Source organism: Streptomyces sp. NPDC101166 (assembly GCF_044768125.1).
Classification (GTDB): Bacteria; Actinomycetota; Actinomycetes; order Streptomycetales; family Streptomycetaceae; genus Streptomyces.
The window spans coordinates 217070-232444 of the sequence record NZ_JBIWPF010000007.1; the positions used below are offsets into that span (position 1 = coordinate 217070).

13 protein-coding genes are annotated in these 15375 nt (G+C 73.1%); 10 read left to right on the forward strand and 3 right to left on the reverse strand.

Annotated features, from left to right (window positions below; all coding sequences use genetic code 11):
• The first annotated feature begins 296 nt into the window (after nt 1-296).
• Genes ACIRS4_RS15385 through ACIRS4_RS15395 form a run of 3 tightly spaced genes read left to right on the forward strand, consistent with a single transcriptional unit; the run spans nt 297 to nt 3270 of the window.
• Nucleotides 297-1292, forward strand: coding sequence for a DUF5819 family protein (locus ACIRS4_RS15385; RefSeq protein WP_404195176.1), 996 nt, complete (start codon nt 297-299; stop codon nt 1290-1292).
• Nucleotides 1289-2506 (forward strand): HTTM domain-containing protein, encoded by a 1218-nt coding sequence (locus ACIRS4_RS15390; protein WP_404195178.1) that lies wholly within the window; start codon nt 1289-1291, stop codon nt 2504-2506. Before ACIRS4_RS15385 ends, ACIRS4_RS15390 begins: the two co-directional genes overlap by 4 nt.
• Nucleotides 2503-3270: a TrmH family RNA methyltransferase gene (locus tag ACIRS4_RS15395; protein ID WP_404195180.1), complete on the forward strand. Its 768-nt coding sequence runs from the start codon at nt 2503-2505 to the stop codon at nt 3268-3270. The genes ACIRS4_RS15390 and ACIRS4_RS15395 overlap by 4 nt, the downstream gene beginning before the upstream one ends.
• Nucleotides 3271-3292: 22 nt before the next feature.
• Here ACIRS4_RS15395 and paaN read toward each other — a convergent pair whose 3' ends face one another.
• Nucleotides 3293-4999, reverse strand: a complete 1707-nt coding sequence (gene paaN, locus ACIRS4_RS15400; RefSeq protein ID WP_404195183.1) for a phenylacetic acid degradation protein PaaN — start codon at nt 4997-4999, stop codon at nt 3293-3295.
• 170 nt (nt 5000-5169) lie between these two features.
• Here paaN and ACIRS4_RS15405 point away from each other — a divergent pair, with 170 nt between their 5' ends.
• Together ACIRS4_RS15405 and ACIRS4_RS15410 are read left to right on the forward strand one after the other, a co-directional pair.
• A complete protein-coding gene (locus tag ACIRS4_RS15405) occupies nt 5170-6684 on the forward strand; it encodes a 3-hydroxyacyl-CoA dehydrogenase (RefSeq protein WP_404195186.1) in 1515 nt (504 codons plus the stop codon).
• A complete protein-coding gene (locus ACIRS4_RS15410) occupies nt 6681-7286 on the forward strand; it encodes a TetR/AcrR family transcriptional regulator (RefSeq protein ID WP_404195189.1) in 606 nt (201 codons plus the stop codon). Before ACIRS4_RS15405 ends, ACIRS4_RS15410 begins: the two co-directional genes overlap by 4 nt.
• 58 nt (nt 7287-7344) lie before the next feature.
• Here ACIRS4_RS15410 and ACIRS4_RS15415 read toward each other — a convergent pair whose 3' ends face one another.
• Nucleotides 7345-7911 carry an Lrp/AsnC family transcriptional regulator gene (locus ACIRS4_RS15415; RefSeq protein ID WP_404195191.1) on the reverse strand — a complete coding sequence of 189 codons (567 nt, stop codon included), beginning with the start codon at nt 7909-7911 and terminating at the stop codon, nt 7345-7347.
• Between the two features lie 175 nt (nt 7912-8086).
• Between ACIRS4_RS15415 and pdhA the strand changes: the two genes are divergently transcribed.
• Genes pdhA through ACIRS4_RS15440 form a run of 5 tightly spaced genes read left to right on the forward strand, consistent with a single transcriptional unit; the run spans nt 8087 to nt 14044 of the window.
• Nucleotides 8087-9220 (forward strand): pyruvate dehydrogenase (acetyl-transferring) E1 component subunit alpha, encoded by a 1134-nt coding sequence (gene pdhA / locus ACIRS4_RS15420; RefSeq protein WP_404195194.1) that lies wholly within the window; start codon nt 8087-8089, stop codon nt 9218-9220.
• A complete protein-coding gene (locus ACIRS4_RS15425) occupies nt 9220-10224 on the forward strand; it encodes an alpha-ketoacid dehydrogenase subunit beta (RefSeq protein ID WP_404195197.1) in 1005 nt (334 codons plus the stop codon). The genes pdhA and ACIRS4_RS15425 overlap by 1 nt, the downstream gene beginning before the upstream one ends.
• A complete protein-coding gene (locus tag ACIRS4_RS15430; RefSeq protein ID WP_404195200.1) occupies nt 10224-11594 on the forward strand; it encodes a dihydrolipoamide acetyltransferase family protein in 1371 nt (456 codons plus the stop codon). Before ACIRS4_RS15425 ends, ACIRS4_RS15430 begins: the two co-directional genes overlap by 1 nt.
• Before the next feature lie 57 nt (nt 11595-11651).
• Entirely contained in the window at nt 11652-12626 is a 975-nt protein-coding gene (locus ACIRS4_RS15435; RefSeq protein WP_404195202.1) for an NTP transferase domain-containing protein, read from the forward strand.
• Nucleotides 12623-14044 carry a molybdopterin molybdotransferase MoeA gene (locus ACIRS4_RS15440; RefSeq protein WP_404195204.1) on the forward strand — a complete coding sequence of 474 codons (1422 nt, stop codon included), beginning with the start codon at nt 12623-12625 and terminating at the stop codon, nt 14042-14044. The genes ACIRS4_RS15435 and ACIRS4_RS15440 overlap by 4 nt, the downstream gene beginning before the upstream one ends.
• A gap of 100 nt (nt 14045-14144) precedes the next feature.
• On the opposite strand, the gene ACIRS4_RS15445 is transcribed toward ACIRS4_RS15440, so the two are convergent.
• On the reverse strand, nt 14145-15263 hold the full coding sequence (locus ACIRS4_RS15445) for a potassium channel family protein (RefSeq protein ID WP_404195206.1): 1119 nt from the start codon (nt 15261-15263) through the stop codon (nt 14145-14147).
• Nucleotides 15264-15375 lie beyond the last annotated feature (112 nt).

Genomic DNA, 15375 nt, shown 5'->3' on the forward strand with positions numbered 1-15375 from the left:
TCAATCGCTGTGGAAAACTCGCCGGCCGGCCTGTGGACAACCAGTGAGGGCGCCGATGGCGGCGTCCGCGGCGCTCTCCGCCGTGCCGGCCGGGACAGGGGGAGGGCTGCGCGGCCCCGGAAGGGCTGAGTACCGTTCGTGCGACGACTGTGCGACGGGCGTGCGAAGGCCGTCCGGATGTACGCGGCCGGGACGCGAAACGCCCCGGCGGCGCGCGAGCGGCCGGCCGAGGCTCGGCAGGGCGGTCGGAAGACGGACGGATCCGGACGACGGACGGATCCGGGGAACGGGGCGGAATGGACGCGTACGACGGAGGCACCGACGCCCCGCGGGAGGCAGAGGCGTCCCGCGGGCCGGACACGGGTCCGCCGCCCGGCGAGGGGCCGCGGGCGACAGGCTCCGTACCCCGCCCGCGCGCCGAGGCCCCCGGCGGCCGAGCCCCGGACGGCGAGCCCACGGACCGGCCCGACTCCGCCGAGCCCGTATCGGGCGACTCCGGCACGGACTCGCCCGGCACCGTCCGCTCCGCCGCCCCCGCGGACGCCGCCGCCCGTCCCGTCCCACCCGTCGGCTCCGACGCCGCCCCCGCAGGCTCCGGCCCCATGTCCGTCGAGCACGGTCCCGACCCGGCGGCCGCCGGTCCGCGCACCGGCGTCGCGGCTCTGTCGACCCCCTATCGGATAGCCGCCGCCCTGGCGGTCGCGGTCGTGACGGTCGCCGTCTGCGTCCACGTCGGCATGGTGTTCCTGCACGTCGCGCCCGCCAACACGGTCACCAAGAATCATGGCGAGGCGGTCGACGACTGGGTCTACCCGGAGTTCGAGCAGAACTGGAAGCTGTTCGCGCCTAACCCGCTCCAGCAGAACATCGCCGTCCAGGTCCGCGCCGACATACGCACCGCGAGCGGTGAGACGCGGACCACCGGCTGGTACGACCTCTCCGCCCAGGACGGCCGCGACATCGACGGCAACCTGCTGCCGAGCCACACCCAGCAGAACGAACTGCGCCGGGCCTGGGACTTCTACACCGGTTCGCACGACGCCGAGAACCGTTCGGTGAGCACACGCAGCGCGCTGTCGGAGTCCTACCTGCGCCGCATCGTCGTCCTGCGCCTTGACCGCGGCGGCGCGGCCGGGCAGGGCGGCGTCGTCGAACGGGTCCAGGTCCGCTCCAGGACCACCGACGTGCCGGCGCCCGGCTGGAGTGACGAGAAGACGTCATCGGGCGCGGCGTACCGCGTCCTGCCCTGGTGGCCGTTGACGGGCGACGACACCGCGGGAGGCGCGCAGTGAACCGGTTTTCCCCGGCGGTGTCCGCCGCCGTCGAGCGCGTGACCGGAGCGGCGCTCGGGCCCTACCAGAGCGCGGTGGTCCGGATCGGCTTCAGCCTCACCTGGCTGCTGTTCCTGCTGCGCGAGCTTCCCCACCGCGGGGAGCTCTACGGCCCCGACGGCCCGTGGAGCTGGCGGCTGGCCCGGCGGCTGATCGACGAGAACGGCGCGTTCACGGCGCTGATGTGGTCGGACAGCCGGGTCTGGTTCGAGACCGTGTACGCGCTGGCGGTGCTGGCGAGCGTGCTGCTGCTGCTCGGCTGGCGCACCCGCACCACCTCCGTGCTCTTCATGGTCGGCGTGCTCTCGCTGCAGAACCGCAGCATCTTCATGGGCGACGGCGGCGACAACGTCCTGCACCTGATGTCGATCTACCTCGTGTTCACGCGCTGCGCCCAGGTGTGGTCCCTGGACGCCCGCCGGGCGCGGCGCACGGAGGCGGCCCGCGCGCGTGGGGAGCGGGTCACCGACCGGATCGGGCCCTCCCTGTGGGTCGTGCTCGGGTTCGTGCTGGTCGCCGTGACCGCGGCGGGCCGTCTCGACGGCGATCCGACCGTGCCGGTGATCCTCTGGGCGGTGTGGATCGCGCAGGGCCTGTGGTGGGCTGTGGGGCGCCTGGGAAAGGCAGCGCAGCCCCGGATCCTGCTGGACGTCGTCGCCGACGTCCTGCACAACGGCGCCCTGTTCGTGATCATGGCCGAGGCCTGCCTCATCTACGCGACCGCCGGCTGGTACAAGATCCAGGGCTCGCGCTGGCAGGACGGCACCGCCGTCTACTACCCGCTGCACCTGGACTACTTCTCGCCCTGGCCGGCGCTCGCGGACCTGATGTCCGCCAGCGGCACCATGGTGATGCTCGTGACCTACGGGACGGTCGTCGTACAGGTCGCCTTCCCGTTCACGCTGTTCAACCGGCGCGTGAAGAACGTCCTGCTCGCGGTGATGATGACCGAGCACGCGGTGATCGCCGTGGTCCTGGGACTGCCGTTCTTCTCCCTCGCGATGATCGCGGCGGACGCGGTCTTCCTGTCCACGCCGTTCCTGCGCCGTCTCGGCGGCTGGGCGGCACGCGTGCGTGAGGCGACGACCACGCGCGGCGGGGCCTCGGTGCCCGGTCAGCGGCGTCCCCACACGGCCGAGGAGTCCGAAGAACGCCCCGTAGGCTTCACGGCATGACCGACCCCGACCCTCTCGGCTTCCTGCTCGGCCGGTGGCGGCGACTCGCCGAATCCTGTGTGCTGCTCGACGGCTTCCACGCCCTCAAGCACGCCGTGCGCTTCGGGGCCGACGTCACGGCTGCGGTCGCCGTGGACCGTCGGGCGGCGCTCGCCCTGGCCGACGAACTCGCCCCCGACGTCCGGGGGACCCTGGACGCCCTCCTCACCGAGGTGCCCGAGGCGGCGTACGCCTCTCTGGTGCCGCGCCGGCATCCCACCGCCGTGGCCGCGCTGGCCGTACGTCCCGCGCGGGAGGCGAACCTGAGCGCGCTGGCCCGGGAGCCGCGCACCGCGCCCATCGTGGTGCTCGACGAGCCGCGCAATCTGGGCAACGCGGGAGCGGTGATCCGGCTGGCCGCCGGCTTCGGGGCGACCGGGGTGGTCACCACCGGCACCCTCGACCCCTGGCATCCGACCGTCGTGCGCGGCGGCGCGGGACTGCACTTCGCGACCGCCGTGGAGCGGCTGAGCGTCGAGGAGTTGCCGCCCGGGCCGGTGTTCGCGCTGGACCCGGAGGGCGAGGACGTCCGGGGCGTGAAACTCCCGGACGACGCCGTGCTCGCCTTCGGCTCGGAGCGCAGCGGGCTGTCCGGAGCGCTGCGCGCGCGTGCCGACCATCTCCTCGCGCTGCCCATGCGGCCCCAGGTCTCCAGCTACAACCTCGCGACCAGTGTGGCCATGACGCTGTATCACTGGAGCGCGGGGCCGCACGGCGCCGCTTGAGGCAAGGGCCCCTCAGGGGTGCTCAGGCCTCCCTGCGCACCTCGACGACCCGGAACCGGTTGGCCACGAAGGCCCCGTCGCACAGTGCGGCGTTGGCCGCGGGGTTGCCGCCCGAGCCGTGGAAGTCGGAGAACGCGGCCGTCTGGTTGACGTAGACCCCGCCGGTGAGGTTCAGGGACAGCTGGGCGGCCTCCTCCAGACAGACGTCCTGGATCCCCTGCTCGACCTCCTCGTCGGTGGTGTACGCGCCGACCGTCATCGCGCCCTTCTCACGGATCGTGCGCCGCAGCAGGTCAAGGGCGTCAGCGGCGGAGTCCACGGCGACGGCGAAGGAGACCGGCCCGAAGCACTCGCTCAGGTAGGCGGGCTCGTCGTCCGCGCCCTCCCAGAACTTCCGCGCGCCGTCCAGCTTGACGATCACGGGGGTGCGCACGACCGCGGCGGGGAACTCCGGGTTGGCGACCTCGCGGGAGGCGAGCGCGACCTCACCGAGGCTCGCCGCGGCCTCCATGCGGGCCTTGACGTCCGGGTTGACGATGGCGCCCAGCAGGGCGTTGGCCCGGGCGTCGTCGCCCAGGAGGCCGTCGACCGCGCGCGCGAGGTCGGCGACGACCTCGTCGAAGGTCTTGGGGCCCTGGTCGGTGTGGATGCCGTCCCGCGGGATCAGCAGGTTCTGCGGGGTGGTGCACATCTGGCCGCTGTACAGGGACAGCGAGAAGGCCAGGTTGGCGAGCATGCCCTTGTAGTCGCCGGTCGACTCCACGAGGACGGTGTTGACGCCGGCCTTCTCGGTGTAGACCTCCGCCTGGCGGGCGTTGGCCTCCAGCCAGTCGCCGAAGGAGGTCGACCCGGTGTAGTCGATGATCCTGATCTCGGGCCGCGTGGCCAGCGTCTTGGCGATGCCCTCGCCGGGCCGCTCGGCGGCGAGCGCGACCAGGTCGGCGGCGAAGCCCGCCTCGGCGAGCACCTCGCGCGCGACGGCCACGGTCAGCGCCAGCGGCAGCACCGCGCGCGGGTGGGGCTTGACCAGGACAGCGTTGCCGGTGGCCAGGGAGGCGAACAGGCCCGGGTAGCCGTTCCAGGTGGGGAAGGTGTTGCAGCCGATCATCAGCGCGATGCCGCGCGGGACCGGCGTGAACTGCTTGGTGAGGGCGAGCGGGTCCCGCTTGCCCTGCGGCTTCGTCCATTCCGCGGTGTCCGGTGTGCGGACCTGCTCCACGTACGCGTACGCCACGGCTTCCAGGCCGCGGTCCTGCGCGTGGGGGCCACCCGCCTGGAACGCCATCATGAACGCCTGGCCGGAGGTGTGCATGACGGCGTGGGCGAACTCGTGGGTGCGGTCGCTGATCCGCTTGAGGATCTCCAGGCAGACCGCCGCGCGGATCTCCGCGCCCGCGTCCCGCCAGGCGCGCTGTCCGGCCTTCATGGCGGGCAGCAACACGTCGATGTCCGCGTGCGGGTACGTCACGCCCAGTTCCACGCCGTACGGGGAGACCTCGCCGCCGACCCAGTCGTCCGTGCCGGGCTGACCGAGGTCGAGGCGGGTGCCCAGGAGGGCGTCGAAGGCCGCCTTGCCGGCCTCCGCGTCCAGACTGCCGTTCTCCCCGTAGGCCTTGGGGTGCTCCGGGTGCGGCGACCAGTACGCGCGGGTGCGGATCGCTTCCAGGGCCTGGTCGAGGGTGGGCCGGTGCTTGGCGATCAGATCATGTGCGGTGAGTTCGGCGGCCATGGGGGACCAACTCCTCGTCGTGAGAGCTCTTCGTCGAGCTCAGGACCTGGACGGAAACCCTGCGAAGCAGGGACAGGAACGGACGGTCAGAGTTAGAGTAACCGAACGATCGGTCGGGACAAGGGGGTCCGCCGCATCTGTGGACAACGCCGTGCGGGAGGATCGCGCACATGACAGCACTGGACCTCAGCAGCCCCGTGGCCGTGGTCGGCACGGGCACCATGGGTCAGGGCATCGCCCAGGTCGCGCTGGTCGCCGGCCACCCGGTACGGCTGTACGACGCCGTCCCCGGACGGGCCCGGGAGGCCGCCGGCGCGATCGGCGCCCGCCTGGACCGGCTCGTCGAGAAGGACCGGCTCACCGCCGCCGACCGGGACGCCGCCCGCACCCGCCTCACGCCCGTGGACGACCTGGCCGAGCTCGCGGACTGCGCCCTGGTCGTCGAGGCCGTCCTGGAGCGCCTGGACGTCAAGCAGGAGCTGTTCCGCGCGCTGGAGGACGTCGTCGGCGACGACTGCCTGCTCGCCACCAACACCTCGTCCCTGTCGGTGACGGCCGTCGGCGGCGCCCTGCGCAATCCGGGCCGACTCGTGGGTCTGCACTTCTTCAACCCCGCGCCGCTGCTGCCGCTGGTCGAGGTCGTCTCCGGCTTCGCCACCGACGTCACGTCGGCCACGCGCGCCTACGAGACGGCCCGCGCCTGGGGAAAGACACCCGTCGCCTGCGCCGACACCCCCGGCTTCATCGTCAACCGCATCGCGCGGCCCTATTACGCCGAGGCGTTCGCGGTCTACGAGGCGCAGGGCGCCGACCCGGCCACCATCGACGCCGTCCTGCGCGAGTCCGGCGGGTTCAAGATGGGCGCGTTCGAGCTGACCGACCTGATCGGCCAGGACGTCAACGAGTCCGTCACGCACTCCGTCTGGCAGTCCTTCTTCCAGGACGCGCGGTTCACCCCCTCGCTCGCCCAGCGCCGGCTGGTCGAGTCCGGCCGCCTCGGCCGCAAGACCGGCCAGGGCTGGTACGAGCACCGCGACGGCGCCGAGCGTCCCGAGCCGCACACCGCGGAGAAGCACCGGCCGCCCGCCTATGTCGTCGCCGAGGGGGATCTGGGGCCCGCCTCGGAGCTGCTCGGGATGATCCGTGAGGCGGGCATCCAGGTCCGCGAGGAGGAAGAGGACCACGGCACCCGGCTGGTCCTGCCCAGCGACGGCGCGCTGGCGCTCGCCGACGGGCAGACGTCCGTGGAGTTCCGCGACGTCGTCTACTTCGACCTTGCCCTGGACTACCGCAAGGCCACCCGGGTCGCCCTGTCCGCGTCCCAGGACACCTCGCCGCAGGCCCTCTCCGAGGCGATCGGCCTGTTCCAGGCGCTCGGCAAGGACGTCAGCGTCATCGGCGACGTCCCCGGCATGATCGTCGCCCGAACGGTCGCGCGGATCGTCGACCTCGCGCACGACGCCGTCGCCAAGGGCGTCGCCACCGAGGAGGACATCGACACCGCGATGCGCCTCGGCGTGAACTACCCGCTCGGCCCCTTCGAGTGGAGCCGCAGGCTCGGCCGGGTCTGGGCGCACGACCTGCTGGAGGAGCTGCACCTGCGCGAGCCCTCCGGCCGCTACGCGCCGTCCCTCGCCCTGTACCGCCACGGACACGCCGCCGAGACGCGGAGGGGAAGCTCATGACCACGGCCAAGCGCGACACGTACACCCCGGAGACCCTGCTGTCGGTCGCCGTGCAGGTCTTCAACGAGCGCGGTTACGACGGCACCTCCATGGAGCACCTGTCCCGGGCGGCCGGCATCTCCAAGTCGTCGATCTACCACCACGTCGCCGGCAAGGAGGAGCTGCTGCGCCGCGCGGTGAGCCGGGCGCTGGACGGCCTGTTCTCGATCCTCGACGAGGAGCACGCGCGCGTGGGGCGGTCCGCCGGGCGCCTGGAGTACGTGGTGCGGCGCATGGTCGAGGTGCTCATAGCCGAGCTGCCCTATGTGACGCTGCTGCTGCGCGTGCGCGGCAACACCGACACCGAGCGGTGGGCGCTGGAGCGGCGGCGGGACTTCGACCACCGGGTCGCCGAACTGCTGAAGGCGGCCGCCGCCGACGGGGACGTACGGGGCGATGTGGAGGTCCGGCTCGCGACGCGGCTGGTCTTCGGAATGATCAACTCGATCGTCGAGTGGTACCGCCCGGACGGACGCGGCTCGGGCGAACGCGAGGTGGCGGAAGCGGTGGCCCGGCTGGTGTTCTCGGGGCTGCGCCAGGACCGGGCCCAGAGCGGGGTCTGACCGCCGGGAGCGGACGTGGAGCGGTGTCCGGCGGCCGGGAGCGGAGGCGGGGCCGGTGTCAGGCGTCGTGCCGGGGCGTGCCCTGGCCGCCGGGGCCGGGGCGGGTCTGCGGTTCCAGGTCCTCCTCCTCGAAGACCAGCAGCGTGCGCGTGCTGAGCACCTCGGGGATCGCCTGGAGCCGGGTGAGCACCACTTCGCGCAGCGCCCTGTTGTCCGGTGTGTGGACGAGGAGCAGCACATCGAAGTCCCCGCCCACCAGGGCGATGTGGGAGGCGCCGGGCAGCTGTCTGAGCTGCTCGCGCACCGTGCGCCAGGAGTTCTGGACGATCTTCAGCGTGATGTAGGCGGACGTGCCGTGTCCGGCGCGTTCGTGGTCCACGCGCGCGCCGAAGCCGCGGATGACGCCGTCCTCGACGAGCCGGTTGATGCGCGCGTAGGCGTTGGCGCGGGAGACGTGCACGCGCTCGGCGACCGACCGTATCGACGCGCGGCCGTCCGCCTGGAGCATCTGCAGGATGTCCTGGTCGATCGCGTCCAGGGGGCGGGGTGGCGGCAACGGGACGGAGTCCTCCGGGCGCGGCGGGACGGCGCTCTCCTGGCCGTCGGCCATTTGTTCAGGTGTCATGTCCCCCCGCCTCCTCGCCGTGGACGTACTGCGTTCATTGCAGGCTGTGGAGAACCGTTTGTCCACAGCCTGAGGGGGCCAGTAGCCAAAATGTGCCGACGACCGAACAATCGGTAGGTGAGGCGCCTCACAGCCGATGCGCCTGCCGTAGCCACTCCTTTCAGGAGGTGCCGTCATGACGGTCATGGAGCAGCGGGGCGCGTACCGGCCTACCCCGCCGCCCGCCTGGCAGCCCCGCACCGATCCCGCGCCGCTGCTGCCGGACGCCGAGCCCCACCGCGTCCTCGGCACGGAAGCGGCCGCGCGGACCGCCCCGGAGCTGCTGCTCCGGCTCTACGCGCAGCTCGTGCGGGGCCGCCGCTACAACGTGCAGGCCACCGCCCTCACCAAGCAGGGCCGCCTCGCCGTCTACCCCTCCAGCACCGGCCAGGAGGCCTGTGAGGTCGCCGCGGCGCTCGTGCTGGAGGAACGGGACTGGCTCTTCCCGAGCTACCGCGACACTCTCGCGGCCGTCGCCCGCGGTGTGGACCCCGTCGAGGCGCTGACCCTGCTGCGCGGCGACTGGCACACCGGCTACGACCCCCACGAGCACCGCGTGGCGCCGCTGTGCACCCCGCTCGCCACCCAGCTCCCGCACGCGGTGGGCCTCGCGCACGCCGCCCGCCTCAAGGGCGACGACGTGGTGGCCCTCGCCATGGTCGGCGACGGCGGCACCAGCGAGGGCGACTTCCACGAGGCGCTGAACTTCGCCGCCGTCTGGCAGGCGCCGGTCGTCTTCCTCGTCCAGAACAACGGCTTCGCGATCTCCGTGCCGCTCGCCAAGCAGACCGCCGCCCCCTCCCTGGCCCACAAGGCCGTCGGGTACGGCATGCCGGGCCGGCTGGTCGACGGCAACGACGCCGCCGCCGTCCACGAGGTGCTCGGCGAGGCCGTGCGCAACGCGCGCGCGGGCGGCGGCCCGACCCTCGTCGAGGCGGTGACCTACCGCATCGACGCCCACACCAACGCCGACGACGCCACCCGCTACCGCGGCGACGCCGAGGTCGAGACATGGCGCGACCACGACCCGATCCTGCTGCTGGAACGCGAACTGACCGCGCGTGGGCTGCTCGACGAGGAGACCCGGCATGCCGCGCGGGACGCCGCCGAGACCATGGCGGCCGACCTGCGCGCTCGTATGAACCGGGACGCGGCGCTGGAACCCATGGATTTGTTCGACCACGTGTACGCCGAGCCCACTCCCCAACTGCGCGAGCAGCGTGCCCTGCTGCGGGCCGAGCTGGAAGCGGAAGAGGAAGGGGCGCACTGATGACCACCGTCGCCGTCAAGCCCGCCACCATGGCGCAGGCCTTCACGCGCGCGTTGCGCGACGCGATGGCCGCAGACCCGTCCGTGCACGTCCTCGGCGAGGACGTCGGCACGCTCGGCGGCGTCTTCCGGGTCACCGACGGACTCGCCGCGGAGTTCGGCGAGGACCGCTGCACGGACACCCCGCTCGCCGAGGCCGGCATCCTTGGCACCGCCGTCGGCATGGCCATGTACGGCCTGAGGCCGGTGGTGGAGATGCAGTTCGACGCCTTCGCCTACCCGGCGTTCGAGCAGCTCATCAGCCATGTGGCCCGGATGCGCAACCGCACCCGCGGCAGCATGCCCCTGCCGATCACCGTCCGCGTCCCCTACGGCGGAGGCATCGGCGGCGTCGAGCATCACAGCGACTCGTCCGAGGCGTACTACATGGCGACTCCGGGGCTCCATGTCGTCACGCCCGCCACCGTCGCCGACGCCTACGGCCTGCTGCGCGCAGCGATCGCCTCCGACGACCCGGTCGTCGTCCTCGAACCCAAGCGCCTGTACTGGTCCAAGGACGCCTGGAACCCGGAGGACCCGCCCGGCGTCGAGCCCATCGGCCGCGCTGTCGTGCGGCGCGCGGGCCGGAGCGCCACCCTCATCACCTACGGGCCGTCGGTGCCGGTCTGCCTCGAAGCAGCCGAGGCGGCACAGGCCGAGGGCTGGGACCTCGAAGTCGTCGACCTGCGCTCCCTGGTGCCGTTCGACGACGAGACGGTCTGCGCCTCGGTACGGCGGACCGGACGCGCGGTCGTCGTCCACGAGTCGGGTTCCTTCGCGGGCCCGGGCGGCGAGATCGCGGCCCGGGTCACCGAGCGCTGCTTCCATCACCTGGAGGCGCCGGTGCTGCGTGTGGCCGGGTTCGACATCCCCTACCCGCCGCCGATGCTGGAGCGCCACCACCTGCCCGGCGTCGACCGCGTCCTGGACGCGGTGGCGCGTCTGCAGTGGGAGGCGGGGAACTGATGGCACAGGTGCTGGAGTTCAAGCTGCCCGACCTCGGCGAGGGGCTCACCGAGGCGGAGATCGTGCGCTGGCTGGTCCAGGTCGGCGACGTCGTCGCCGTCGACCAGCCGGTCGTCGAGGTCGAGACGGCCAAGGCGATGGTCGAGGTCCCCTGCCCCTACGGCGGTGTGGTCACCGCCCGCTTCGGCGAGGAGGGCGCCGAACTGCCCGTGGGCGCACCGCTGATCACGGTGGCGGTCGGCGAGCCCTCGTCCGGCGATCAGGCCGAGGGCTCGGGCAACGTGCTGGTCGGGTACGGCACTTCGGAGGCGCCCGCGCGTCGGCGCCGGGTACGGCCGGCCCAGCCGACGCCTTCGGCTGCCCCTCGTGCCGCTGCTGCCTCCCTTCCCGCTGCTGCCTCCCGACCTGCTGCTTCCTCCGGTCCCGCGGACGGCTCCACGGTGACCGACGGGCCGGTGCCGGTCATCTCGCCGCTCGTCCGCCGCCTCGCCCGCGAGAACGGTCTGGATTTGCGGAAGCTGACCGGCTCCGGGCCCAACGGCCTGATCCTGCGCGCGGACGTGGAGGGCGCGCTGCGGGTCGCACAGGAACGCGGCACACCGCACGTGGCCTCGTCGCCCGTGCCGGCCTCCGCCTCCCTGTCCGCCCCCGCTCCCGCGCCCGCCCCCGCTCCCGCCGGAGGCGGTACCCGCGTCCCGCTCAAGGGCATCCGCGGCGCCGTCGCCGACAAGCTCTCCCGCAGCCGGCGGGAGATCCCGGACGCGACCTGCTGGGTGGACGCCGACGCGACGGAGCTGATGCGGGCCCGTACAGCCATGAACGAGGCCGGCGGACCGAAGATCTCCCTTGTCGCGCTGCTGGCCCGCATCTGCACCGCGGCCCTGGCCCGGTTCCCGGAGCTGAACTCCACGGTCGACCAGGAGGCGCGCGAGATCGTCCGGTTCGATCACGTCCACCTCGGGTTCGCCGCGCAGACCGAACGGGGGCTGGTCGTCCCCGTGGTCCGCGACGCCCACGCCCGGGACGCCGAGGGGCTCACCGCCGAGTTCGCGCGCCTGACCGAGACGGCCCGCGCCGGGGGTCTCACGCCGGCCGAACTCACCGGCGGGACGTTCACGCTGAACAACTACGGCGTGTTCGGCGTCGACGGTTCCACCCCGATCATCAACCATCCCGAGGCGGCCATGCTCGGCGTCGGCCGGATCATGCCCAAGCCATGGGTGCACGAGGGCGAGCTCGCGGTGCGCCAGGTCGTGCAGCTGTCGCTGACCTTCGACCACCGGGTGTGCGACGGGGGCACGGCCGGCGGCTTCCTGCGCTTCGTGGCGGACTGCGTGGAACAGCCGGCGGTGCTGCTGCGCACGCTCTGACCGGGGGCGGGACATCCCGCGTTCCCCGTGATCGAGGTCCCCGCGCATACTCGGAGGGTGACCTCGAACGAGCCGCCCGTGCATGACGCCGTCGTGCTCGCCGGCGGCGGCGCCCGCCGCCTCGGCGGCGCGGACAAGCCCGGTGTGCGGGTGGGCGGCCGTGCGCTGCTCGACCGGGTCCTCGTCGCCTGCGCGGGCGCGCGCACGACCGTCGTCGTCGCCGATCCCCGGCCGACCGCCCGCGCCGTGCGGTGGGCCCGCGAGGAACCGCCCGGCGCGGGCCCCGTCGCCGCGCTCGACGCCGGGCTGCGCCACACCACCGCCGGCCTCGTCGTCGTCCTCTCCGCCGACCTGCCCTTCCTCGGGCCGGACACCGTGCGGCGGCTGCTGGCCGAGCTGACGGCGAGCGCCGCCGACGGCGCGATGCTCACCGACGCCGACGGCCGCGACCAGCCGCTCGTCGCCGCCTACCGCACGGCCGCCCTGCGGCGTGAACTGACGGCGCTCGCGCAGACCGGGACGGCCGGCGACGGACCGTCGTCCGGGGACTCCGGCGGGGGCGGCGGCCTCGCCGGCCTCCCCCTGCGCCGGCTGACCGCCGGGCTCGACCTCACCCGCGTCCCTGACCCCGTCGCGTCCTTCGACTGCGACACCTGGGACGACATCGCCACCGCCAGAGCACGCATCAGGGAGCATGGCCACGTGTTGGATGAATGGATCTCCGCAGTCAAGGACGAGCTGGGCATCGATCTCGACGTCGACACCGGCGCCCTGCTCGACCTCGCCCGGGACGCCGCCCACGGTGTGGCCCGCCCGGCGGCCCCGCTGACCACCTTCCTGGTCGGCTATGCCGCCGCCCGGGCCGGAGGCGGCCCGCAAGCCGTCGCCGAAGCCGCCCGCAAGGCCGCCGACCTGGCCGTGCGCTGGGCCGACGAGTCCACAGGCGCACCTTCGGAGGACGCACCGTCTTCCGGCGGCCGCCCCGACGTCGCTCCCGACGCCACGCCCGACACCCGCCCGGACGCCGGATGACCGCCCGCGGGTTCCGGGGCGGTCAGGACACGGACGACCTCGACGAGGACTACGTCGAGGAGGTGCTCGCCCTCGTGAACGAGACGACCGGACACGGTGACAGCCGCGACGCCCGCGCGTCCCGAGGGTCGTCCCGGAAGCCCGACGGTTCCCACGTGTCCCGGGAGGCTCAGGGCACCCGAGACGCGTCCCACGCACCACCTCAGAAGGACCGTCACCGCGCCACCCCCTGGGCCGAGGCGCGCGCCACTGCCGCGCGTGCGGCCCGACCGGTCGCCGCCCGCCGTACGCCCGTCTCCGTCACCCTCGACGACGCTCTCGGCCTCGTCCTGGCCGCTCCGCTGACCGCCCTCACCGACCTGCCCTCCTTCGACAGCTCCGCCATGGACGGCTGGGCGGTCTCCGGACCGGGCCCCTGGGCCGTACGGGACGAGGGCGTCCTCGCCGGACACGCCGAGCCCGTGGCCCTCGCCGACGGTGAGGCCGTCCGCATCGCCACCGGGGCCAGGGTCCCCGCCGGGGCCACGGCGATACTGCGCAGCGAGCACGGCCGCACCGACGAGAAGGGCGGGCTGCACCCGACCCGCGAGGTCCAGCACGGCCAGGACATCCGTCCGCGCGGCCAGGAGTGCCGCAGCGGTGACCAACTGCTGCCCGACGGGGCCGTGGTGACCCCGGCCGTGCTGGGACTGGCCGCGGCCGCCGGCTACGACACGCTGGCCGCCGTTCCCCGCCCCCGCGTCGAGGTGCTCGTCCTGGGCGACGAGTTGCTCACCGAGGGCCGCCCGCACGACGGTCTGATCCGGGACGCCCTCGGACCCATGCTCCCGCCGTGGCTGCGCGCCCTGGGTGCGGAGGTCGTGGCCCTGCGCAGGATCGGCGACGACGAGAAGGCCCTGCACCAGGCCCTCACGACGTCCCCGGCCGACCTGATCGTCACCACCGGCGGCACGGCGGCGGGGCCCGTCGACCATGTCCACCCCGTCCTGCGCCGCATCGGCGCCGACCTCCTGGTCGACGGCGTCCAGGTACGCCCCGGCCATCCGATGCTGCTGGCCCGCACCAAGCCCGACCAGCACCTGGTCGGCCTGCCCGGCAATCCCCTGGCGGCCGTCTCCGGCCTTGTCACCCTTGCCGAGCCCCTGCTGCGCGTTCTCGCCGGACGCGCGGCGGCGGAGCCGTACACCCTGCCGCTGAGGGAAGCGGTGCACGGGCATCCGTACGACACCCGGATCGTCCCGGTGTTCCTGCGGGACGACCATGCCGTGCCGCTGCACTACAACGGTCCGGCGATGCTGCGAGGCATCGCGGCGGCCGACGCTCTCGTCGTCGTACCGCAGGGCGGCGCGCGAGCCGGTCAGGAGGTCGAGCTCCTCGAACTGCCCTGGGCGACGGGCATCGCATCCTGCTTCAGCTGACGCAGGGTCGTTTCACGTGAAACACGTCGGGACCGGGCATTCGGTGTGCTTCAGATGTTTCACGTGAAACCGTGGCACCTTCTCACCACTCAGCCGCCCCTCAGGTCTGCTCGGTGACCGCTGCCCGGCTGACCGTGATCACGCGGTCCCCGTGGCGCAGTTCCGTGAGCCGCGGGTCGGCGTAGTCGAGGAGCTCCTTGCCGCGCAGGACGGCCACGATCAGGTTCTTGCAGGCGCGCGGTTCCTTCCCCGCCTCCTGCTGGGTGATGGGGCGTTCGATGAGGTCGAGGCCGCTGCCGAGGGTCATCAGGTCCTCCAGGGTCCTGGCCACGGCGGGGCTGACCATGGAGACCCCGAGCAGCCGGCCGGCGGAGCTGGAGCTGGTGACCACCGCGTCCGCGCCGCTCTGCTTGAGCAGCGGCACGTTCTCGTCCTCGCGGGCGGCGGTGACGATCGTGGCGCGCCGGTTCAGCTGCCGGGCGGTGAGGGTGACCAGGGCGGCGGTCTCGTCCCGCTGCGGGGCCACGATCACCCGGGCCGCATGGGGGACTTCGGCCTTGAGAAGGGTCTCCTGGCGGGTGGCGTCCCCGGTCACCGACACCAGCCCGTCGTCGCCCGCGGCGTGTGCGGCCTTGCGCTGGGCGTCCACCACGACGATGCGCTCCTTGGGGATGCCCTGTCCGACGAGCGTCTCCACGGCGTGCCGGCCCTTGGTGCCGTAGCCGACGACCACGACGTGGTCGCGGGTGCGGGTGCGCCAGCGATGGACGCGGACCTGCTGCCGGGTGCGCTCGGTGAGCACTTCGAGCGTGGTGCCGACCAGGATGATCAGGAACAGCACGCGCAGGGGGGTGATGACGAGGATGTTGATGAGCCGGGCCGCGTCGCCGACGGGTGTGATGTCGCCGTAGCCGGTGGTGGAGAGGGTGACGGTGGCGTAGTAGGCCGCGTCGAGGAAGTCGACCTGGCCGTCGGAGTTGTCGTTGTAGCCGTCGTGGTCGGCGTAGACGATCAATGTCGTGACGAACAGGACGAGCAGGGCCAGCGCGAGGCGGCGCAGCACCTGCTGGAGCGGGGGGAGGCCACTGTGCACCGGCATGGTGATGGAGCGGCCCGCCTCCGCGTCGTCGCGGGCCTCGAGGCGCGAGCGGCGGTGCCACAGCGACTTGAAGAGGGAGAGCCGGCTCGGCGTGGCCGGCTGTCGTTCGTGATCTCGCAACGCGTGCCCCCTGTGGCGGTGATTCGATCGGTGGGCACCATGGTTCCCGGTGGGCACACGCCCGTCACCCAGCAACACCGTCCCCACAGGCTCTTGCCCAGCATTCCGGAGG